This window comes from Paraburkholderia sp. BR13444 (assembly GCF_040948755.1).
GTDB lineage: Bacteria > Pseudomonadota > Gammaproteobacteria > Burkholderiales > Burkholderiaceae > Paraburkholderia > Paraburkholderia youngii.
Genome location: NZ_JBFPKM010000001.1, coordinates 908,896 through 927,535 on the forward strand (window position 1 = coordinate 908,896; position 18,640 = coordinate 927,535).

20 protein-coding genes are annotated in these 18,640 nt (G+C 65.9%); 9 read left to right on the forward strand and 11 right to left on the reverse strand.

The features are described 5' to 3' along the window. Positions 1-59: 59 nt before the first annotated feature. Complete coding sequence (locus tag AB3X95_RS04010) at positions 60-518, reverse strand: Lrp/AsnC family transcriptional regulator (protein ID WP_176108362.1); 459 nt, start codon at positions 516-518, stop codon at positions 60-62. Between the two features lie 341 nt (positions 519-859). On the opposite strand from AB3X95_RS04010, the gene AB3X95_RS04015 reads away from it, so the two are divergent. Next, entirely contained in the window at positions 860-1,378 is a 519-nt protein-coding gene (locus tag AB3X95_RS04015; RefSeq protein ID WP_176125599.1) for a Spy/CpxP family protein refolding chaperone, read from the forward strand. 113 nt (positions 1,379-1,491) lie between these two features. Continuing rightward, a complete protein-coding gene (locus AB3X95_RS04020; RefSeq protein WP_176125598.1) occupies positions 1,492-1,929 on the forward strand; it encodes a PGDYG domain-containing protein in 438 nt (145 codons plus the stop codon). Between the two features lie 40 nt (positions 1,930-1,969). Here the strand turns inward: AB3X95_RS04020 and AB3X95_RS04025 are convergent, their stop codons facing one another. The 8 genes from AB3X95_RS04025 to AB3X95_RS04060 all read right to left on the reverse strand — a co-directional run bounded on the left by AB3X95_RS04025 (position 1,970) and on the right by AB3X95_RS04060 (position 9,853). Then, complete coding sequence (locus AB3X95_RS04025) at positions 1,970-2,335, reverse strand: DUF3022 domain-containing protein (RefSeq protein ID WP_176125597.1); 366 nt, start codon at positions 2,333-2,335, stop codon at positions 1,970-1,972. A gap of 96 nt (positions 2,336-2,431) precedes the next feature. Further along, the gene (locus AB3X95_RS04030) at positions 2,432-3,343 is read right to left on the reverse strand and encodes a YhfC family intramembrane metalloprotease (protein ID WP_368620729.1); all 912 of its coding nucleotides are present in this window, start codon (positions 3,341-3,343) and stop codon (positions 2,432-2,434) included. Positions 3,344-3,427: 84 nt separating this feature from the next. After that, complete coding sequence (locus AB3X95_RS04035) at positions 3,428-4,501, reverse strand: LacI family DNA-binding transcriptional regulator (RefSeq protein ID WP_368620730.1); 1,074 nt, start codon at positions 4,499-4,501, stop codon at positions 3,428-3,430. A gap of 54 nt (positions 4,502-4,555) precedes the next feature. Continuing rightward, positions 4,556-5,521, reverse strand: coding sequence for a 2-hydroxyacid dehydrogenase (locus AB3X95_RS04040; protein ID WP_368620731.1), 966 nt, complete (start codon positions 5,519-5,521; stop codon positions 4,556-4,558). Next, positions 5,521-6,810 (reverse strand): MFS transporter, encoded by a 1,290-nt coding sequence (locus AB3X95_RS04045; protein ID WP_176108355.1) that lies wholly within the window; start codon positions 6,808-6,810, stop codon positions 5,521-5,523. The genes AB3X95_RS04040 and AB3X95_RS04045 overlap by 1 nt, the downstream gene beginning before the upstream one ends. A 125-nt stretch (positions 6,811-6,935) precedes the next feature. Beyond that, the gene (locus AB3X95_RS04050) at positions 6,936-7,919 is read right to left on the reverse strand and encodes a sugar kinase (RefSeq protein WP_184227183.1); all 984 of its coding nucleotides are present in this window, start codon (positions 7,917-7,919) and stop codon (positions 6,936-6,938) included. A gap of 81 nt (positions 7,920-8,000) precedes the next feature. After that, positions 8,001-8,795, reverse strand: a complete 795-nt coding sequence (locus AB3X95_RS04055) for a sugar phosphate isomerase/epimerase family protein (RefSeq protein WP_368620732.1) — start codon at positions 8,793-8,795, stop codon at positions 8,001-8,003. A 167-nt stretch (positions 8,796-8,962) separates the two neighbouring features. After that, positions 8,963-9,853, reverse strand: coding sequence for a LysR family transcriptional regulator (locus AB3X95_RS04060; RefSeq protein WP_368620777.1), 891 nt, complete (start codon positions 9,851-9,853; stop codon positions 8,963-8,965). 137 nt (positions 9,854-9,990) lie between these two features. Here AB3X95_RS04060 and AB3X95_RS04065 point away from each other — a divergent pair, with 137 nt between their 5' ends. The 6 genes from AB3X95_RS04065 to AB3X95_RS04090 all read left to right on the forward strand — a co-directional run bounded on the left by AB3X95_RS04065 (position 9,991) and on the right by AB3X95_RS04090 (position 16,240). Further along, a complete protein-coding gene (locus AB3X95_RS04065) occupies positions 9,991-11,070 on the forward strand; it encodes a YeiH family protein (RefSeq protein WP_368620733.1) in 1,080 nt (359 codons plus the stop codon). Between the two features lie 201 nt (positions 11,071-11,271). Then, positions 11,272-12,009 (forward strand): glutathione S-transferase, encoded by a 738-nt coding sequence (locus tag AB3X95_RS04070; RefSeq protein WP_176368900.1) that lies wholly within the window; start codon positions 11,272-11,274, stop codon positions 12,007-12,009. Between the two features lie 112 nt (positions 12,010-12,121). Further along, positions 12,122-13,855 (forward strand): ClcB-like voltage-gated chloride channel protein, encoded by a 1,734-nt coding sequence (locus AB3X95_RS04075; protein WP_176368901.1) that lies wholly within the window; start codon positions 12,122-12,124, stop codon positions 13,853-13,855. A gap of 153 nt (positions 13,856-14,008) precedes the next feature. Beyond that, positions 14,009-15,346 carry a C45 family peptidase gene (locus AB3X95_RS04080; protein ID WP_176368902.1) on the forward strand — a complete coding sequence of 446 codons (1,338 nt, stop codon included), beginning with the start codon at positions 14,009-14,011 and terminating at the stop codon, positions 15,344-15,346. 216 nt (positions 15,347-15,562) lie between these two features. Continuing rightward, on the forward strand, positions 15,563-15,817 hold the full coding sequence (locus tag AB3X95_RS04085; RefSeq protein WP_176125587.1) for a hypothetical protein: 255 nt from the start codon (positions 15,563-15,565) through the stop codon (positions 15,815-15,817). A gap of 192 nt (positions 15,818-16,009) precedes the next feature. After that, entirely contained in the window at positions 16,010-16,240 is a 231-nt protein-coding gene (locus AB3X95_RS04090; protein ID WP_176108346.1) for a DUF2795 domain-containing protein, read from the forward strand. On the opposite strand, the gene AB3X95_RS04095 is transcribed toward AB3X95_RS04090, so the two are convergent. Next, the gene (locus tag AB3X95_RS04095) at positions 16,229-17,338 is read right to left on the reverse strand and encodes a LysR family transcriptional regulator (RefSeq protein ID WP_368620734.1); all 1,110 of its coding nucleotides are present in this window, start codon (positions 17,336-17,338) and stop codon (positions 16,229-16,231) included. The two genes, AB3X95_RS04090 and AB3X95_RS04095, sit on opposite strands and share 12 nt — an antisense overlap. Before the next feature lie 266 nt (positions 17,339-17,604). On the opposite strand from AB3X95_RS04095, the gene AB3X95_RS04100 reads away from it, so the two are divergent. Then, positions 17,605-17,817, forward strand: a complete 213-nt coding sequence (locus AB3X95_RS04100; protein WP_176368931.1) for a hypothetical protein — start codon at positions 17,605-17,607, stop codon at positions 17,815-17,817. 77 nt (positions 17,818-17,894) lie between these two features. Here AB3X95_RS04100 and AB3X95_RS04105 read toward each other — a convergent pair whose 3' ends face one another. Beyond that, on the reverse strand, positions 17,895-18,512 hold the full coding sequence (locus AB3X95_RS04105; RefSeq protein WP_176108343.1) for a TetR/AcrR family transcriptional regulator: 618 nt from the start codon (positions 18,510-18,512) through the stop codon (positions 17,895-17,897). Between the last annotated feature and the right edge of the window lie 128 nt (positions 18,513-18,640).

An 18,640-nucleotide genomic window follows, 5' to 3' on the forward strand; every position in this document is an offset into this window, starting at 1 on the left:
AAAACGCGTAAACGACAGACCGTCGAAGCATTCGCGAAGAGGTTACGCCGCGCGCTGACTCACACCGTGCCGCGGTCGATCTTGCGCGCGAGAATGATCGACGTCGTGGTCCGCTCGACACCTTCGAGCCCGCCGATCTGATCGAGCAGATCGTTGAGCCGCTCAGGCGAATCGGCACGCAGCCATGCCACGTAGTCGTACTCGCCGCTGACCGCGCACAGCAGTTGCACCTCGGGCATCTTGCCGAGGCGCTTCTGCACGGCCGGCCCGTGCTTCGGCGCGATGATGATGCCGACATAAGCGACGATGCTCGAATCGAGCACGTCCTGGCCCAGCCGTACGCTGTAGCCGGCGATCACGTTGCTGCGTTCGAGCCGCGCAATGCGCGCGATCACGGTCGTGCGCGCGACGCCGAGCTGTCGCGCGAGATTCGCGACGCTCTCGCGCGCGTTGGCTTGCAGCAGTGCAACGAGATTACGGTCGAGGTCGTCGAGCTGGTCGAGGCGCGGAGGTCTCATCGAAGGGACGGGAAGTTGGTATGGAATGTCGCGGATTATCGCGCGTCTGCGCGGGCAGCGGCGCCGTGTGATGGTGTGCGCTCACCGCTGCCCGGCACACTGTGGGTCGTCCTCGGCGCGGCAGATCGGCGCACTTGCCGCTCAGGCGCGAGCCGTTTCCCGTTCGTTTCGGTTGTAAGCGTTTGTCGCACAGCAGCCGTATTGCAGGGATATCGTGTTACTAATAGCGGCGACGGGCGAATGCGGCAGCTGGTTGCGGCGCGCCGCTATTCGTCGCTGGCGCGAGGCGATACGCACGCCGGCGCGCCGAGTCTCAATACGAACAGACATCAGGAGTTTCGATGAAAAAAGCACTCGTTATGCTGGCTACGGCCGTTTCGATGGGCGGCGCGTTCGCTCAAACCGCCGCGCCGGCCTCGGCCTCGGCACCGGACACCACGGCAACGGCTTCCGCGGCCAAGGCCGGCCATGAACGCAACGTCGAAGACCGCATCGCTTATCTGCATTCGCAACTGAAGATCACGCCCGCGCAGGAAACGCAATGGAAGGCGTTCGCCGACGTGATGCGCAGCAATGGCGAAACGATGGGCCAGCTGTTCGAGCAGCGCAAAGCCGCCACCAACGTGAGCGCACTCGACGACATGAAACAGTACGCAACGATTGCGCAGGCGCATGCGGACGGCATGAAGAAGCTCGTCGATGCGTTCGAGCCGCTGTATGGCAGCCTGTCTCCGGAGCAGAAGAAGCTCGCCGATGCGACGTTCCACCATGGCGGCCCCGAGGGTCATCAGCGCGTCCACCATGGCAAGGGCAGCAAGCCCGCGGCCGAAGCCGCGAGCGACGCGGCCGTCAAGCCGTAATGAAAGAGCGCCCGTGGCGGGGGGTTGCCCCGTTGCGGGCATCTGGCATGATTCGGGTTCGCAAAGCGGCGAGTCTCGCCGCAACGCCCACCCCCTAATCTCCCACCCGCTTCATGACCGAACTCAGGAATCTCGATCTGCGTGACGATCCGCACGCCCAACGCGTCGTCAAGGACGAAACGGTAAGCGTCGAATTCGCCGTCTCCGAAGGCCAATTGATGAGCCTCGAAGGCCCGAACCGCTATGTGCGCGGCGATGCGCTGATCACCGGTTCGACCGGCGACCGCTGGGTCGTGTCGCGCGAGCGCTTCGACGCGAAGTACCTGCCCGCCGATCCAGCGCTCGCGCACGGCGAAGCCGGCGCCTATCGCAACATCCCCGCAGTCGTGCTTGCCCGCCGGATGGACGAGCCCTTCTCGCTCGCGCGCTCGGCGAGCGGCGGCGACGTGCTGCACGGCGCGGCCGGCGACTGGGTCATGCAGTACGCGCCCGGCGACTATGGCGTCGTGCAGGCCGCGCGTTTCGCGAAGGTCTATCGTCTCGCGGATTGAAGCAGATTCACCTACGCTTCATTTGCACATCACCCGCGCTTCATGCGAACTCGTCGCCGAGCTCGACCGTGACTTCGCGCGGCACCGCCTCGCCGTTCGCGTACATTTCTTCGAGCGAGCCCAGGCTCGCTTCGACGTACGCGCGCAAAACCGCGAAGCTGCGACCACGCAGCCGCGCCGGCATCGCGCGATAACGCGCGAGCGCCGCCGGCGCGATCGCGACCGTCATCTCGATGCGCCGCGCGGTCGAACCGAAGCGCATCGCTACCCAGTGAATCGTCAGTGTGGGCGCGCCATCGTCGGCGGCACGCTCGATGAACTGCGTCTGCTCGGGAAACAGATCGCTGATGACGCGCGCGAGCTCGCCGAACTCCGGATGCGCGCAGTCGTATTGGTAAGCTTCCATGAAGGCTGCCGGGAAAAGAAGATCCTGAAACGTAGGCGCATTTTAGAGAAACGCTGAAGGGATGGCGAGGCGCCTGCGATCCAGCGGTTCATCCGCTCACGCCGCCGCTGGCCGCCGGTAACTGCGGATCAACAGTCCCGCGACGAACACCGCCGCCACCGCATAGATCGTATCGACCGCCGCGAGCGGCAGCAGCCGCGCCTGCGTCATCGCCGCGGGCGCGTCGATCAGCGCGTGCACCACGATCGCGAGCGGCAGGATGGCGCGCGAGCCGGCCCGCACGCCGCGCCACATCAGCACCGACAGGCCGATCTGGAACACCAGCGCGGCGACGCGTTCGAGCGCGAAAATGCCGGCCAGTTGCGGCGTCAGGCTTGCGAGAATCAGATGCACGCGCATCACTGCTTCGGCCGGCAGATTGCCGAGGTAATCGCCGAGCTGGCCGCGGTTTTCGAGGACCGCGAACACGAGCCACTGAAACTGCACGAGCACGCCGACCATCCATGCTTCCGCGCCGCCGTGGCCGAGGCCGTAGCTCAGCGCGGCGCCATCGTCGGCGCGCAAGGCGGCGGTGCGGGTGTCGGCGTCGGCGTCGGCACTCGGGCTGGCGGCGGCGTTGGCGCCCGCGCTTGCAGCGACGCCGGTGGGCGCGTCCACGCTCGACTTTTTGCGCACGGCCGGCCGCGTCGCCGCCCGCTTCATCAGCAGCCGCATGCCGAAGAACCGCCCCACTTCCTCGCAAACGCCCGCGACCAGAGCTCCATAGATGACGAACGCGAGCGGCTGCGAAAGGAACGCCGCCGTCGCCGCGTTACCGCGCAGCAGATAGTCGTTCAGCGCCCGCTCGATCACCATCGCGAACAGCGCAAACACCGCGACGCCGGCGATCGCGTCGCGCGGCCTGAGCGCGAGCGGACGGCGCAACTGCCGGTAAAGCAGAAAAGGTAAAGCGGCGATGACGAGGGTGGCGAGCGCGAGGCTCGCGAGGGTAAGCGGTGGCACGACCATGAGTATCCTTGCGGGGTTCCTTGCAATCCCCGGCGCGCAACCGCTGCGCGCCGCAGCCCCGAATGATCGCAGATTGACCGGAAATCAGCGCGCCGTCGACGCACGCACGATCAGCTCCCCGGGCAGCAGGCAGTCGCGCGCACCCGTCTGCGCGCCTTCGATGCGCTCGTGCAGGAATTCGACCGCGCGATAACCGATGTCGTAGGTCGGCTGACGGATCGTCGTGATGCCGGCGAGTTCGGCCCAATCCGGATCGTCGATGGAAAGCAGCGCGACGCGGCTCTGCCAGTGCGCGCCGTAACGCGCGTTCAGGTGCAGCGCGAGGCGCAACGCGACCGGTGCATTGGCCGCGAACAGCGCGACGCGTGGGGCGGTGCCGGCCCCGTCCAGCGAGTCGATCGCACGATCCAGCTCCGCAAGGGCGCGTTCGACAGCAGTTTCATCGGCGAGATCGAGTACTAGCGTACGACCGCGGGCGCGGCCTGCGTCGCGCATCGCGCGATCGAACGCGTCGACGCGCTGCCGCCGCGAGCTGACCCGCTCGAACGGCTGCACGACGAACCAGATATGCTCGAAGCCCCGTTCGAGCAGATGCCGCGTGCCGAGCTCGGCGGCCGCGCCATTGTCGAGGCCGACCATGTCGGCGACGAGCCCCTCCACGCGCCGATCGACCAGCACCGCCGGAATCCCGCCGTCGCCGACCGGCCTCAGCGTCTCCTCGCGCACGCCTAGCGCGTTGACGATCACGCCTTCCACGCGATACGTGGTCAGCAGTTGCAGGTAACGGCGCTCCATCTCGACTTCGTTCGCGGCGTGGCAGATCAGCGGCATCAAACCGAGCGCGTGGCACGCGGCCTCGACGCCTTGCAGCACTTCGACGGAGTACGGATTGGTCAGGTCGGCGACCAGCATGCCGATCAGCCGGTTGCGGCCGCGCTTCAGGCCGCGCGCCATCTGATTCGGCTGGTAGTCGAGCCGCGCGATCGCGGCTTCGATGCGCGCACGCAGCTCGGGCGACAGCGCGCTGAACTCGCCGTTCAGATAGCGCGAGATGCTGGTCTTGCCGGTGCCGGCTTCGCGCGCGACATCGGTGATCGTCGCGCGGCGCGTCGGCGCGGTCGGCGGATTGGGTGGCGTGGCGGGCGGGGTCGTGCTCATTCGCTGATCGCTCGTGTCGGTCCGAGGGCGGCAGCTTGCGTGCCGCCCTGCGATTCACTTCGCCAGGACTTCACGGTTGACGATGTTGGTCGTCAAGGTGCCGTCGAGCGCGGCGACCAGGTTCTCCGCCGCGTTGAGCGCCATCGCATGACGGGTCTCATGCGTCGCCGAACCGATATGCGGCAGCGCGACCACGTTCGGCATCGACAGCAACGGCGAGTCGGCCGGCAACGGTTCGGTGTCGAACACGTCGAGGCCCGCACCGTGAATCGTGCCGTTCTTCAATGCCTCGATCAGCGCCGCTTCGTCGACGGTCGCGCCGCGCGACGCGTTGATCAGGATCGCGCTCTTCTTCATCGCGCGCAGTTCGGCCGTGCCGATCAGATGCCGCGTTTGCGGCGTGAGCGGCACCTGCAGACAGACGAAATCGGACTGCGCGAGCAATTCGGCCAGTTCGACGCGCCGCGCGCCATACGCCTCTTCCGCCCGGCGGTTCGCGCTGCGGTTCGTGTACAGCACCTTCATGTTGAAGCCGAGCGCAGCGCGCCGTGCGACCGCGCCGCCGATCCGCCCCAGGCCGACGATGCCGATCGTCTTGCCCTGCACATCGACCCCGAACTGCGCGGGCCCGATGCTCGTGCGCCACTGGCCCGCCTTGACCCAGTCGGCCAGCTCGACCACGCGCCGCGCGGACGCGAGGATCAGCGAGAACACGGTATCGGCGGTCGATTCGGTCAGTACGTCCGGCGTGTGCGCGAGCACGATGCCGCGGCGCGTGAGGTCGTCGACGTCGAACTGGTCGTAGCCGACCGAGATCGTCGACAGCGCCTTAAGCCGGCTCGCGCCTTCGAGCATCGCCGGCGCGATCTTCACGCTCGCGCCGATGCCGCCGTCGGCATCGCGCAACGCGGCGACGAAAGCATCATGCTGTGACGGATCGACCTGCACGACCTGCGCATGCTGTTGCAGATAGGCGAGCACATCCTCGGGCAGCGACTTCCAGGCGACGATCTTCTTCATCAGCTAATTTTCCTTGCGACGGTGGGACGAGCGGGGTCGCGTCGTTCGGCGGCGGCCGGCTTGACTGCGAGCGTCAGGATCACCGCGGCGACGAGCGCCACGCTCATGAACGCATACGATGCCGCGGGCGAGCCGGTCGCGCCGTTCAGATAGCCGACCACGTACGAGCCGACGAACGAACCGAGCGCACCCATGCTGTTGATCAGCGCCATCGCGCCGCCGGCTACGTTCTTCGGCAGCAGTTCCGGCACAATCGCGAAGAACGGGCCATACGGCGCGTACATCGCGGCGCCCGCGATCACGAGCAGCGCGTACGAAATCCAGAAATGCGCGGAGCCGAGCCCGTACGACGCCGCGAACGCAATCGCGCCGACCAGCAGGAACGGCCACACGAACACCTTGCGGCGGTTGAGTTTATCCGATGCCCACGAAGCTGCAAGCATCGCGATCGTCGCGGCCGCATACGGCAGCGCAGACAGCCAGCCCGTCTCGACCATGCCGATCGACGAGCCGTTCTTCAGGATCGACGGCAGCCACAGCACGAAACCGTACACGCCGATGCTCCAGCAGAAATACTGCGCGCACAGCTTGATGACCGCGGGCGTGCGAAACGCCTCGCTGTAGTTGCGCACCGGTTTGATCGCGGCCTGCTCCGCGCGCAATGTCTGCGCGAGCGCATCCTTTTCCTGCTGCGTGAGCCACGACACCTGCTCGGGCTTGTCCTTCACGAGGAACCACCAGCACACCGCCCAGAGGATCGCGGGCGCGCCCTCGGCGATGAACATCTGCCGCCAGCCGAACGAATGCACGAGATAGCCCGACACGACCGACATCCACAGCACCGTGACCGGGTTGCCGAGAATCAGGAACGTGTTCGCCCGGGAGCGTTCGCTCTTGGTGAACCAGTTGCTGATGAAGATCAGCATCGCCGGCATCACCGCGGCTTCGACGACGCCGAGCACGAAGCGGATCGCCATCAGCGATGGGATGTTGCTGACCATGCCGGTCAACGCCGCGCAGCCGCCCCACAGGATGAGGCTCCAGAACACGAGCTTCTTCACGCTGCGGCGCTCGGCGTAGATCGCGCCCGGAATCTGGAAGAAGAAATAGCCGAGGAAAAACAGCGCGCCGATCAGCGACGCGAGCCCCTTGCTGATGCCGAGATCCTGGTTGATGCCGGCCGCCGCCGCGAAGCCGAAATTCGCGCGATCCAGATACGCGAGGCTGTAGGTGATGAACACGATCGGCATGATCGTCCACCAGCGGCGAATCGCAAGTGATGAGGTCATGGAAGTCTCCTTGGACGGCGTCGTCCCGAATCAATGATGAAAAAATCTTGGCGCGCTGAGGGCGCTCTTTTTGTCGTGTGGATGCTGGTCGTGTGTGCATCGCTATCGATGCAGTCCGAGCCGCGTCAGGCCGCGCTTGCGATGCCCGGCACCTCGGCCAGTTCCAGCGCGTCCAGTTCGGCGCGGCTCGGCAAACCTTCCGAATCGCCGATCACCTGAATCGCGAGCGCGCCGATCCGGTTGCCGCGCGCGACCGCCTGCGCGAGCGTGCGGCCTTCGAGCAGCGCGCTGATCACGCCGACCGCGAAACCATCGCCGGCGCCAACCGTATCGACGACGTTCGCGACCGGCCGGCCGGCGATCGTCGCGGCATCGGTCGCGGTGCGGTAATACGCGCCCTGCGCGCCGAGCTTGACGATCACGCCGCGCGCGCCGCGCTCGAGGTAGAACTGCGCGATGTCCTCCGGCTGCGTGTAGCCGGTCAGAATCTCACCCTCGCCAATGCCGGGCAGCACCCAGTCGGCGAGTGCCGCGAGCGCGTTCAGGCCTTCGACCATCGCCGCGCGCGACGGCCACAGCGTCGGGCGCAGGTTCGGGTCGAACGAGATCGTCCTGCCTGCCGCAAGCATTTCACGGGCCAGATGGAACGCGAGTTCGCGCGAACTCGCCGAGATCGCTGGCGCGACGCCGGTCAGATGCAAGTGACGCGCGGGCAGCACGTAGTCGGCGACGTAGTCGTCGCGCGACAGATGGCTCGCCGCCGAGCCTTTGCGGAAGTATTCGACCGCCGGATCGCCGCCGTCGTCGTTCTTCGACTTCAGCTGGAAGCCGGTCGGATAGCGCGCGTCGGTGCTCACACATTGCTGGTCGATGCCCTCCTTCGTCAGCGTGTCGCGCACGTACTGGCCGAACGAATCGTCGCCGACGCGGCTCATCCAGCCCACCCTGAAGCCGAGTCGCGACAAGCCGATCGCGACGTTCAGATCCGCGCCGGCGATGCGCTTCGTGAAGTGTCCGACGCCTGCCAGCGGGCCGGTTTCGGTGGCGACGAACATCGCCATCGCTTCGCCGTAGGTGATCACGTCGAGGGCGGGGTACGGGTGGGTCATGCTGGGCTCCTGGTGGTGCATCCGATGCCGATGATTCAGGTTGCGTTGCGTTGTTTGCTGCCTTGCTTGCCGCGTCGCGGTCTATACCCGCGCTAGCCAGTTCACATAGTGCGCGGCATCCGCATCGATCCGGCTCGGGTCGAACGGAAACTCGATGCCACGCGGCACATCGCGCGGCAGTTGGTCGAGGACCGCGCGCAAGGAAGCGTCATCGTCGGCCGGCGCGGTCGCGAAGCGCCGCGCGCCCTCGCCCGTCGTGCTCTTGCAATGGATGTACTCGACGTACGGCGCAAGCTGCGGCGCGATCTGGAGCGGCGCGACGTCGAGCCACGCCCAGTTGCCGGTATCGAAAGTCATACCGAGCGCGTCCGCGTGGCCTTCAAGCGCGAGCGCGTCGAATAGCCCGACGAACTGCGCGGGCGAGCCGCCCTGCGCCAGTTGCCCGTTTTCGACGACGAGCCGTGGCTGCGCGCCGTCCGTGGTGCCGCAGCCGCTCGCCACCTGAGCGACGAGCGCCGCACCGTGAGCCTCCCCCGCGAAGCCGCCGAGTTGCAGCTTGACGAAGCGCGCGCCGAGCGCGGCCGCTTCGTCGAGCGCCAGACGCAGCGCGCCGGTATCGAGCTGGCCGTTCGCGGCGTACAACGATGCCGGCGTCGAGAACGCCGGCCACAGCCCGAGATCGGCCAACGCCGCGCCGAGGGCGCGCAGCCGTTGCGGGTCCGCGTCCGCGTCGCTCGCGAACAGCTCGCGACGCACTTCGAAACCCGCCGCGCCGGCTCGCTTTGCCGCCTGCGCCCATTTCAGATGGCCGTCGGCGCGCACGGCGTTCACACCGAACGCGCTGGCGACGATCACGATCTCAACTGCATCAGCCATGTCCAACTCACTCGATCCTGACGAGAAACCGTTCTTGGAACCGGTTCCAATCACACTTCGAAAAAAAGCGCCGAGGCGCTGCGATGTGCGAATAGTGCGCGGGACGGCCATCGCGCACCATAGAGGAAATCCCTGGGCGCACCGGCCGCACGCCGCCAGCGCTGCAGTCAGCCGCCGTCCGCGATACACATCGCCAGAAACTGCTCGACAACCCGCGACGGCGCGCTCGCATGGGGCACCAGAATCGACAGCCGCCGCGTCAGCGGCTGCGGGCTCAGCGACATCAGGCGCAGCGCACCGTTCTCATGCCGCATCGACATCGCCGACACGAAGCCGACGCCCATGCCGGCCCGCACCGCCTCCTTCACGCCTTCGACCCCGGCGATCTCGAGCGCCACGCGCATCCGCACGCCCGCGCGAGCGAATTCGCGCTCGACCGTCTGCCGCACGCCCGAGCCTTCCTCGCGCAGCACCAGCGGATAGGCGCCGAACGCGGCCAGCTCGATGCGCGCGCCGTTGTCCGCCTGCGCGAGCGGATGCGAGCGCGGCATGATCGCGACGATTTCATCCTCGCGCCACGCATGGACGACCGTATCCGGCGGCAGATCGGCGCCGGCGGGACCCTCGATCATCGCGATGTCGACCGAGCCGAGTGCGCCGACGATCTCGGCCGTATTGCCGTTGGCGGTATGCACGGTCACGTCCGGATAGCGGCGATGGAATTCGGCGATCAGATAGGGCAGCAGATAGCTCGCCGGCGTCGTGCTCGCGCCGATCCGCAAAGTGCCCTGCTCCAGACCGCGCAGCGCGTCGCGATACGCATGCGCCTGCCGCCAGGTATCGTGCAGCCGCGCCGCATAGCTGGCGAGCTGCTCGCCGGCCGGCGTCAGCCGTACGCCGCGGCCATCGCGCTGGTACAGAGGCTCGCCGAATTCGTCCTGCAATTGCCGTAGCTGTCCGGACACCGCCGGCTGCGACAGATGCAGCGCCACCGCCGCCCGGCTGATGTTGCGATGCTCAGCGACGGCAGCGAACGTTATAAGTTGATCCGGGGTCATCTCGATGAAGTATTGGTTAGACCGATAGTTCACATTCTAAATCACGATTTTTCATATCGTTATATCTAATTTAGGATTAGCCCCGTTGCTGCTCATGCAGTTCTGTGCAAGTTCGCTACGAAGTCAGGCACCCGATCATGTCCACACCCACCGTCCCGCTCACTGCCGCCTCACCCGCGCTGTCCACTCGCGGCCAACTCAATGGCGTGCTGTTCGTCGCGCTGTTCGCCGCCGCCGTCACGCGCATCGCGGCGATTCCGGCGGTTGCCGGTCTTGGCCTGAGTCCGCTGATCGTCGGCATCGTCGCCGGTGCGATCTATGGCAATGCGCTGCGCGACAGCATGCCGGCCAGCTGGGCGGCGGGCGTCAACTTCTCGGCGCGCAAGCTGCTGCGCATCGCGGTCGCGTTCTTCGGCCTGCGCGTGAGCCTGCAGGAAATCGCTCAGGTGGGCCTGCCGGGCCTCGCGGAATCGGTGCTGATCGTCGTCAGCACGCTCGTGATCGGCACCTGGGCCGGTATCAAGATCATGAAGCTCGATCGGGACACCGCGCTGCTGACGGCGGCCGGCAGCGCGATCTGCGGCGCGGCCGCGGTGCTCGCGTTCGAATCGACGCTGCAATCGAAGCCGCACAAGAGCGCGATGGCGGTCGGCACCGTCGTGCTGTTCGGCACGCTGTCGATGTTCCTGTACCCGGTGCTGTTCAACGCGGGCTGGCTGCATCTCGATACGGTCGGCGCGGGTCTCTTCTTCGGCGGCACGATCCACGAGGTCGCGCAGGTGGTCGGCGCGGCGAGCAACGTGAGCCCGGAAGCGACGCACATCGCGACGATCGTCAAGATGACCCGCGTGATGCTGCTCGTGCCGGTATTGCTGGTGGTCGGCCTGTGGGTGAACCGCGCGGCGCGCGGCACGAAGGATGACAATACGGACGGCGCCGTCCCGCGCAAGCTTGCGATCCCCTGGTTCGCACTCGGCTTTCTCGCCTGCGTCGCGATCAACTCGCTGCATGTGCTGCCGCAAAGCGCCACCTCGTCGCTGAACCTGCTCGACACCTTCGCGCTGACGATGGCGATGACCGCACTCGGCATGGAAACGCGCATTTCGCAGATTCGCGAAGCGGGTCCGCGCGCGCTGACCACGGGCCTGATTCTGTATGTGTGGCTGATCGCCGGTGGACTGGGCATCACATGGGCCGTCCAGCACCTGTTGCGCTGAGCCGTCGCCAGCTTCCCCGCCTTCCCCGACACCCCGCCGCGCGCGGGGTTTTGGGCATTCTGGCGCCCATCCGGCCCGCCCACACGGCATACTCGTTGCTGCGAACTTTGCTCCCACAACCCGCCTGTGCGCATGGTCCGATGGCAGCGGTGAAACCGTCTTCCCGCGACGCGTCCCGGCGACCGGAATGAGGATCGATCGATGAGCCTGGAACTGTACTACTGGGATGGCCTGCAAGGCCGCGGCGAATTCGTGCGGCTCGCGCTGGAGGAAGCTGGCGTCGACTATGTCGAAGTCGCGCGCGGCAAGCCTTCGAAGGGCCTCGGCACCGAGGCGATGATGGCCGTGATGGACAGCCCCGACGAGCCGTATCCGCCGTTCGCGCCGCCGTTTCTGAAAGACGGCGATCTGGTGATCCCGCAGACCGCCAACATCCTGTTCTATCTCGGCCCGCGGCTCAATCTCGCGCCCAAGGTGGAGAGCCTGCGCTACGTCGCGAACGGCCTGCAACTGACGATCGCCGACGTCGTCACCGAAGCGCACGACACCCACCATCCGCTCGCGAGCGGCCTCTACTACGAGGAGCAGAAAGACGCGGCGAAGGTGCGCGCGCACGATTTCATCGAGCATCGGATTCCGAAGTTCATGTCGTACTTCGAGCGCGTGCTCGCGCAGAATCCGGCCGGCGACAGCTTCATGGTCGGCGACGCGCTGACCTATGTGGACCTGTCGATGTTCCAGCTGATCGATGGTCTGCTGTATGCGTTTCCGCGCGCGCTGAAGCGCTTCGGCGAGCACTATCCGCGGCTCGCCGCGCTGCACGACAAGGTGATCGCCAGACCGAACATCGCCGCGTACCTGGACTCGGACCGGCGCATCGCCCATAACGAAAGCTGCGTCTTCCGGCACTACCCGGAACTCGACGAGGCGGCGACTTGAACCGCGCCGCCCGCCCCCGCCCGTTCGCCGCCGCGCGCCCGCCATTCGAGGCGGGCGCGCTGTCGTTGTGGCGCGGATTTTTCAACCTCCCATCACGCCCCGTACCGTCGACGTGCTTTCATTCCTGCTGAAGCTGCGCACCCGCGCCCAACGCCTTTTCCGCCTCTCCGATGCCCATACGATGCTGGTCTGGTCGGTCGTCGTCGGCATTGCCGGCGCGTTCGCCACCGTGGCGTTTCGCAAGGGCATCGAACTGCTGCAACTGGCGATAACCGGCCACTCCGGCAGCTTCGTCGAAACGGCGCGCAGCCTGCCGTGGACCGTGCGCATCTGGGTGCCGGCCGCGGGCGGTCTGGTCGCCGGCGTGTTTCTGCTGATCGCGCAGCGTCACGCCGACAGGCACCCGCACTCCGACTACATGGAAGCGGTCGCGATCGGCGACGGCGCCGTGCCGGTGCGCCTGAGCCTGTGGCGCAGCGTGTCGTCGCTATTTACGATCGCGAGCGGCGGCTCGATCGGCCGTGAAGGTCCGATGGTGCAGCTCGCGGCGCTCGCCTCGTCGCTGATCGGCCGCTGGGTCCACTTCGATCCGCCGCGGCTGCGCCTGCTGGTCGCGTGCGGCGCGGCGGCCGGTATCACGTCCGCGTACAGCGCGCCGATCGCGGGTGCGTTTTTCGTCACCGAGATCGTGCTCGGCTCGATCGCGATGGAGAGCTTCGGGCCGGTGGTGGTCGCGGCGGTCGTCGCGAACATCACGATGCGCGAATTCGCCGGCTACAAGCCGCCCTACGAGATGCCGGAGTTTCCGACCGTGACCGGTCCCGAGGTGCTGCTGTTCGTCGCGCTCGGCGCGCTGTGCGGCGCGGCCGCGCCGCAGTTCCTGCGGCTGCTCGATGCCTCGAAGCAGGCCTTTCGCAAGCTGCCGGTGGCGCTGCCGGTGCGGCTCGGCATCGGCGGTTTCGTGGTTGGCATCATTTCGGTCGCGGAGCCCGAGGTGTGGGGCAACGGCTACAGCGTCGTGAACTCGATCCTGCATTCGCCGTGGACGTGGTCCGCGCTCGTGCTCGTGCTCGTTTGCAAGCTCGCGGCGACCGCGGCGACGGCCGGCTCCGGCGCGGTCGGCGGCGTGTTCACGCCGACGCTGTTCGTCGGCGCGGCGGTCGGCTCGCTGTTCGGCCAGGGCATGCACGCGTTGTGGCCGCACGCGACGTCGGCCGCTTATGCGTATGCGATGGTGGGCATGGGCGCGTTCCTCGCGGGTGCGACCCAGGCGCCGCTGATGGCGATCCTGATGATCTTCGAAATGACCTTGAGCTATCAGGTCGTGCTGCCGCTGATGGTGTCGTGCGTGGTCGCGTACTTCATCGCGCGCGCGATCGGCAAGACCTCGATGTACGAGATCACGCTGCGCCGCAATCGCGAGGAGCAGGAACGAACGCGACTGCGCGCGACGCAGATGCGCGAGCTGATCCGCCCCGCGCAGACCGTCGTGCCGCCGAACGCGACCGTGCACGACATGACGCGCGTGTTTCTCGAATATCCGGTCAAGTACCTGTACGTCGCCAACGACTCGGGCGCATTTCTAGGCGTGGTCGCGCTGAAGGACATCACGTCCGATCTGCTCGACCGGACCGACACGTCGATGAAAACCGCCGCCGATTATCTGCAGCCGCATTTCGACGTGCTGACGCCGGACATGTCGCTTGCCGTCGCGTTGCAGCACTTCATGGCGTTTCAGGGCGAGCGGCTGCCGGTGATCGAAAGCACCGCGCGTCCGTTGCTTGCCGGGGTCGTCTACAAGACCTCGCTGCTGGACGCGTACTTCCGCATGAATCCGTCGCGCTAGGGCCTTCGCGCAAGCTTCGCGGCGCGCGATGCAAAGCGCCGCGGATTCTCTACAATGAACAGACCGCCGGCCCTTCATGCGGCCGGCACGCGTGAGCCCAGCATGGGCGCGACGACAGCGCCCGCCCTATACGCGGTATCGTCGGAGCCGAAGATGAGCGAACCGTCCCCCGAGGCCGTACGCCGCGATCAGGCCGGCTGGATTTTCGTGCATATCGAAGGCGAGCCGTACGATCGCGGCGAGCAGCACGGCCAGTTGCTCGCCGACGAAATCAGAAACGCGATCCGCACCGCGCGCTATCTCGCCAGGTGGGACACCGGCGAGGAGTTCGACACCTTCGTCAACGCCGCGACCAGCCAGTTCGCGAGCAAGCTCGACACCGAATTCGCCGACGAAATTCATGGCATCGCCGATGGCGCGAAGCTGCCGTTCGCCGAAGTGCTCGCGTGGAACGGCTACATGGATCTGCTGCAAAGCTGGTGGCCGACACACGCGGCGCAGGCACAGCCGCATCTGGGCGCGAAACTGTGGCGCGGCCGGCGCGGTCACCACTGCAGCGCGTTCATCGCGACCGGCAGCGCGACGCGCGACGGCCGCATCGTGATGGCGCACAACTCATGGGACCGCTATGCGGCCGGCGACGCGTTCAATGTCGTGTTCGACATCGTGCCCGAGCGCGGCAACCGCATCCTGATGCAGGGCCTGCCGGGCTGCATCTCGAGCCTGACCGATTTCTGGGTCACGGCGGCCGGCCTGATGATCACCGAAACGACGATCTCGAACTTCGCGGGCTACAACCCGGCCGGCGCGCCCGAGTTCTATCGCTCGCGGCGCGCGTCGCAATATGCGAACAGCATCAAGGAATGGTGCGAGATGTTCTCGCTCGCGAACAACGGCGGCTACGCGAACAGCTGGCTGCTAGGTGACACGAAGACCGGCGAGATCGCGCGTTACGAACTCGGGCTGCACTATTCGGGCTTCGAGACCACCAGGGACGGTTTCTACAGCGGCTACAACACCGCGACGGATCTGAAGATCCGCAACCAGGAATGCATCGGTGAAGGCGAGGACTATACCGACGTGCGCAAGAACGGCGCGCGGCGTCTGCGTTTCATGCAGCTCGAGCAAATGCATCGCGGCAGCATCGACGTCGAACTCGCGAAGCAGATGATCGCCGATCATCACGACGTCTATCTCGATCGCAACGACAACCCGTGCTCGCGCACGATCTGCGGGCATCTGGAGCTCGACGACGCGCGCTTCGGCGGCACCGATCACGGCCCGTTCAATCCGTGGGGCGCGAACGACGGCAAGGTGGTCGATAGCGAAATGGCGCGCGAGATGGCGTTTACCGCGCGCTGGGGGCATCCGTGCGGCCGGCCGTTCGATGCGCAGGCGTTTATGAAGCGGCATCCGCAGTGGAATTGGCTGAACGGCTATATGCGCGACCGTCCGTCGTGGCCGTGGACGCGCTTCGACGTGCTGCGCTAACGCATGGCGGACGCGCGCGGTGGTTCGTGCGATGATGGAATCTACAATACGGTTTTGTCGCAAATGTGCGCGCTTTGCAGTATTTGCCGTCTAAGATGGTAAGGAGCTTGGGCCGCGTAGCGACACGCCGCCCTTGGCTTGCACCGTCCTTTCGACGCGGGACGGCACAGGGTTTGCTCGATTGTCAGCGCCGCATGAGCTTTAGGAGGTCGGGCGATGAAAACCTCGACACTGTTAATCATGGTGACGCTGTCAGCCTCGTGTTTCGCCGCGCCGGTTCATACCGCGCCGGACAGCAAGGATTCCATTTCGCTTGCGCAACGCGTGGACGCGGCGCCGGTCGCACCTCCTGCCCCGGACGTGGCGAGCGCCGACTCGAACCGTCCGCAGCACTGGGAGCATATTGCGCTGCCAAAGTCCCGACATCTGGAACGCAGCCTGACCGGGCAGCACGAGCATCTGACCACGTGATGGCGGCCGCAACGGCGGGCGATGGCGCGGCCGCGACGGCGCGCTGGCCCGGCTTGCGCCGGCTGTCATAACGATGAGGTGGCGATGCGCGCGGGTTTGCGACACACTGCGAGAAACTCATCGCGGCGAGGCGCTGTCTTTTCGCGGCGGCAATAACAACGTGACTAACTCGAGCTCGACAGGAGCATGCGCATGACGGCCTCGGACATCCCCGGCGAATCGATCGATCTGCAGATCGCCGATCTTCTCAGCGAAGTCGAATTTCCGACCAACAAAGATGCGCTCGTCGACGCGGCGCGCGAAGCCGGCGCGAGCAACGAGGTGCTGGCGATGCTCGATAGCATGCCGGAGCAGGATTATGTCGACATCGAGTCGGTCACGCGTCTGATCGGCGGCAATTATGGTCCGGGCTTAAGCATCTGAAGCCCGATTCAGACACGCGTCACCTCCCCCTTCAGAACTGCGACGACGCCGCGATCCGCGTGCGCGGCACCTTGTCACACGGCGTGTCGTGCGGGTTCGTTCGAGCGCGTCTTCGGCCATCTCGCGCGCGACCTGATCGTCGGACCCGCTCACCTGCGCTACCGCCCCCACCAGCGCCGCACTGCGCGAATCCCGCGCCTGTGCGCTGTCCGGCTGGAAATGCTCGACCAGATGATCGATGAACGTCCGTACTTTCGCCGGCAGATGCAGCCGGCTCGGATACGCAATCGTGATTTCGATGGGCGGCAGGCTGTACTGGTCGAGCAGACGCACGAGCCGCCCAGCCGCCAGATCCCGCCCGATCAGGTAGCTCGGCAGAATCGCCACGCCCATGCCCAGCAGCGCGAACTGCCGCAGCATCTCGGCGTTGTTCGCCGCGATCGCGTTGGTCGGCCGCACCCGCACTTCGCCGTCCGGCCCGCTGAACACGCGCTCCTCGCCGCCGCCCTGCTCGGCCGGCCGGCTCAGGCACGAATGCCCGAGCAGATCCTCGGGGCGTTTCGGCGTGCCGTGTTGCGCCAGATACTCGGGCGTCGCGCACACGGTCATATAGCCGGTCGTGAGCCGCCGCGTGACGATGCTCGCGCTGCGCATCTGCCGCGCAACCAGAATACCGACGTCGAAGCCCTCTTCGACGAGATCGACGTGGCGGTCGGCGAGCGTGACGTCGGGCACGACGTCCGGATAGCGCGCCGCGTACGACTGCACGACCGGCGCGAGACTATGCAGCCCGAACACGACCGGCGCGACGATGCGCAGTGTGCCGACTGGTTCGTGATTGCGCGCCACCACCATCTGCTCGACGCCTTCGAGATCGGCGAGGATGTGACGTACGCGCTCCAGATAGGTCGCGCCGGATTCGGTCAGCGACAGACGGCGGGTCGTGCGGTTCAGCAAACGGGTGCCGAGCCGCGCTTCGAGATCCGCGACGTGCCGCGTGACGACCGCGGTGGATAGATCCAGCGCGTCCGCCGCGCCAACGAAACTGCCGAGGTCCGCCACCTTGACGAACACGCGCATCGACTGCAGTTGATTCATGGGACGACTCCTGCCTCGGTAAAGCCGGGCCGGCGCAATGGTTGCCGCCTGTGTGGACCCGCGCGGCATGCGCGCGGGCCTGCCCAACCCAACCGATTCTAGCTATCGGACATGTCCCAACCCTGACCCAGACATGACATTCCGGTCAGATTCGAGGCGGCGTGTCGATCCCGCCACTATTGCGGCGTCTATTGCGGGTTTTAACTAGGTATAAACCCTAGTCTATTGGTAAAATGGCGGCCGAAAGAAATTACCGCCACATCGCCATGCCACATCGTTTTCATCTGCTCGAAAAAATCGCGTTTTCGCTGGTTTGCTGGTCGGCCGCCGCTAGCTCGGCATATATCGCTTATGAGCGCTGCCCGGATATCAAGGTCGCCTTGCACGCAGGGGTAAAGATCCTCGACGCCAGCGGCCAATACGCGTTCGCTTGCGCGGCACCCGCCGCCGAAGCCTGCGCCCAACTGCCTGTTGACTGATTTTTGCGGTTCTAGCCGTATCTGATGCGCGATCCGTCGGGGTCGCGCGTTCTTGCATGCGGGCTCAACGCCCACTGTCACGCATCGCGCCCGAACACCACGCGCGAGAAAAACCCCGCCAGCACCATTTCAGCCATTTCGGTCGGCACATTCTGCGGATCCACCGTGTAGAAGAACTGCACGCCGTCGCATAGCCCCATCAGTCCGATCGCGAGCTGCTCGGGCGGCATCGACATCGGCGTGCCCACGCGCTCCGAGAACTCGCGCACATAGGCGCTCAACTGTTCGATCTTCTCGTGCATGAACGCGTTGAAGCGCAGCCGGAAACGGCCGTCGCGCACCGCCAGCAGCTTCGCCTCGACCCATAGCAGAAAACACTTGTTCTCGCGATGCAGCGAGCTGTAGTAGCGCAGCACGCGCGCCTCCATCTCCTCGCGCGACGCCGCGTTTTCGAAGATCGCATGCAGTCCCGCCTGCATCGCTTCGTGATCACGCCGCAACAGCTCCAGAAACAGCTCGGTCTTGCTGCGGAAATTCGAATAGAACGCGCCGCGCGTATAGCCGGCCGCCGCCGCGATGTCCTCGACACTCGCCGCGACGAAGCCCTTCTTCATGAAAGTTGCCTGCGCAGCATCGAGCAGGCGCCCCCGCGTCTGGTCTTTGCTCTGCTCTCGTGTCAGTCTTTGACGTTTCATGGCCGCAAGCCTAGCATCCAAAAGAATTCAAATCCATCTATACATTCAGATACACGAGTGTATTAGAATGCATTTCGTCATCCAAAGCCATATCTGTATGCCATTAGCATGAACGGCGTGCAGGTCTT

What these genes read in the sequence shown, in the direction of transcription:
- AB3X95_RS04010 (WP_176108362.1), bottom strand. Translation starts at nt 518, where the DNA reads ATGAGACCTCCGCGCCTCGACCAGCTCGACGACCTCGACCGTAATCTC.
- AB3X95_RS04015 (WP_176125599.1), top strand. Translation starts at nt 860, where the DNA reads ATGAAAAAAGCACTCGTTATGCTGGCTACGGCCGTTTCGATGGGCGGC.
- AB3X95_RS04020 (WP_176125598.1), top strand. Translation starts at nt 1,492, where the DNA reads ATGACCGAACTCAGGAATCTCGATCTGCGTGACGATCCGCACGCCCAA.
- AB3X95_RS04025 (WP_176125597.1), bottom strand. Translation starts at nt 2,335, where the DNA reads ATGGAAGCTTACCAATACGACTGCGCGCATCCGGAGTTCGGCGAGCTC.
- AB3X95_RS04030 (WP_368620729.1), bottom strand. Translation starts at nt 3,343, where the DNA reads ATGGTCGTGCCACCGCTTACCCTCGCGAGCCTCGCGCTCGCCACCCTC.
- AB3X95_RS04035 (WP_368620730.1), bottom strand. Translation starts at nt 4,501, where the DNA reads ATGAGCACGACCCCGCCCGCCACGCCACCCAATCCGCCGACCGCGCCG.
- AB3X95_RS04040 (WP_368620731.1), bottom strand. Translation starts at nt 5,521, where the DNA reads ATGAAGAAGATCGTCGCCTGGAAGTCGCTGCCCGAGGATGTGCTCGCC.
- AB3X95_RS04045 (WP_176108355.1), bottom strand. Translation starts at nt 6,810, where the DNA reads ATGACCTCATCACTTGCGATTCGCCGCTGGTGGACGATCATGCCGATC.
- AB3X95_RS04050 (WP_184227183.1), bottom strand. Translation starts at nt 7,919, where the DNA reads ATGACCCACCCGTACCCCGCCCTCGACGTGATCACCTACGGCGAAGCG.
- AB3X95_RS04055 (WP_368620732.1), bottom strand. Translation starts at nt 8,795, where the DNA reads ATGGCTGATGCAGTTGAGATCGTGATCGTCGCCAGCGCGTTCGGTGTG.
- AB3X95_RS04060 (WP_368620777.1), bottom strand. Translation starts at nt 9,853, where the DNA reads ATGACCCCGGATCAACTTATAACGTTCGCTGCCGTCGCTGAGCATCGC.
- AB3X95_RS04065 (WP_368620733.1), top strand. Translation starts at nt 9,991, where the DNA reads ATGTCCACACCCACCGTCCCGCTCACTGCCGCCTCACCCGCGCTGTCC.
- AB3X95_RS04070 (WP_176368900.1), top strand. Translation starts at nt 11,272, where the DNA reads ATGAGCCTGGAACTGTACTACTGGGATGGCCTGCAAGGCCGCGGCGAA.
- AB3X95_RS04080 (WP_176368902.1), top strand. Translation starts at nt 14,009, where the DNA reads ATGAGCGAACCGTCCCCCGAGGCCGTACGCCGCGATCAGGCCGGCTGG.
- AB3X95_RS04085 (WP_176125587.1), top strand. Translation starts at nt 15,563, where the DNA reads ATGAAAACCTCGACACTGTTAATCATGGTGACGCTGTCAGCCTCGTGT.
- AB3X95_RS04090 (WP_176108346.1), top strand. Translation starts at nt 16,010, where the DNA reads ATGACGGCCTCGGACATCCCCGGCGAATCGATCGATCTGCAGATCGCC.
- AB3X95_RS04095 (WP_368620734.1), bottom strand. Translation starts at nt 17,338, where the DNA reads ATGAATCAACTGCAGTCGATGCGCGTGTTCGTCAAGGTGGCGGACCTC.
- AB3X95_RS04100 (WP_176368931.1), top strand. Translation starts at nt 17,605, where the DNA reads ATGCCACATCGTTTTCATCTGCTCGAAAAAATCGCGTTTTCGCTGGTT.
- AB3X95_RS04105 (WP_176108343.1), bottom strand. Translation starts at nt 18,512, where the DNA reads ATGAAACGTCAAAGACTGACACGAGAGCAGAGCAAAGACCAGACGCGG.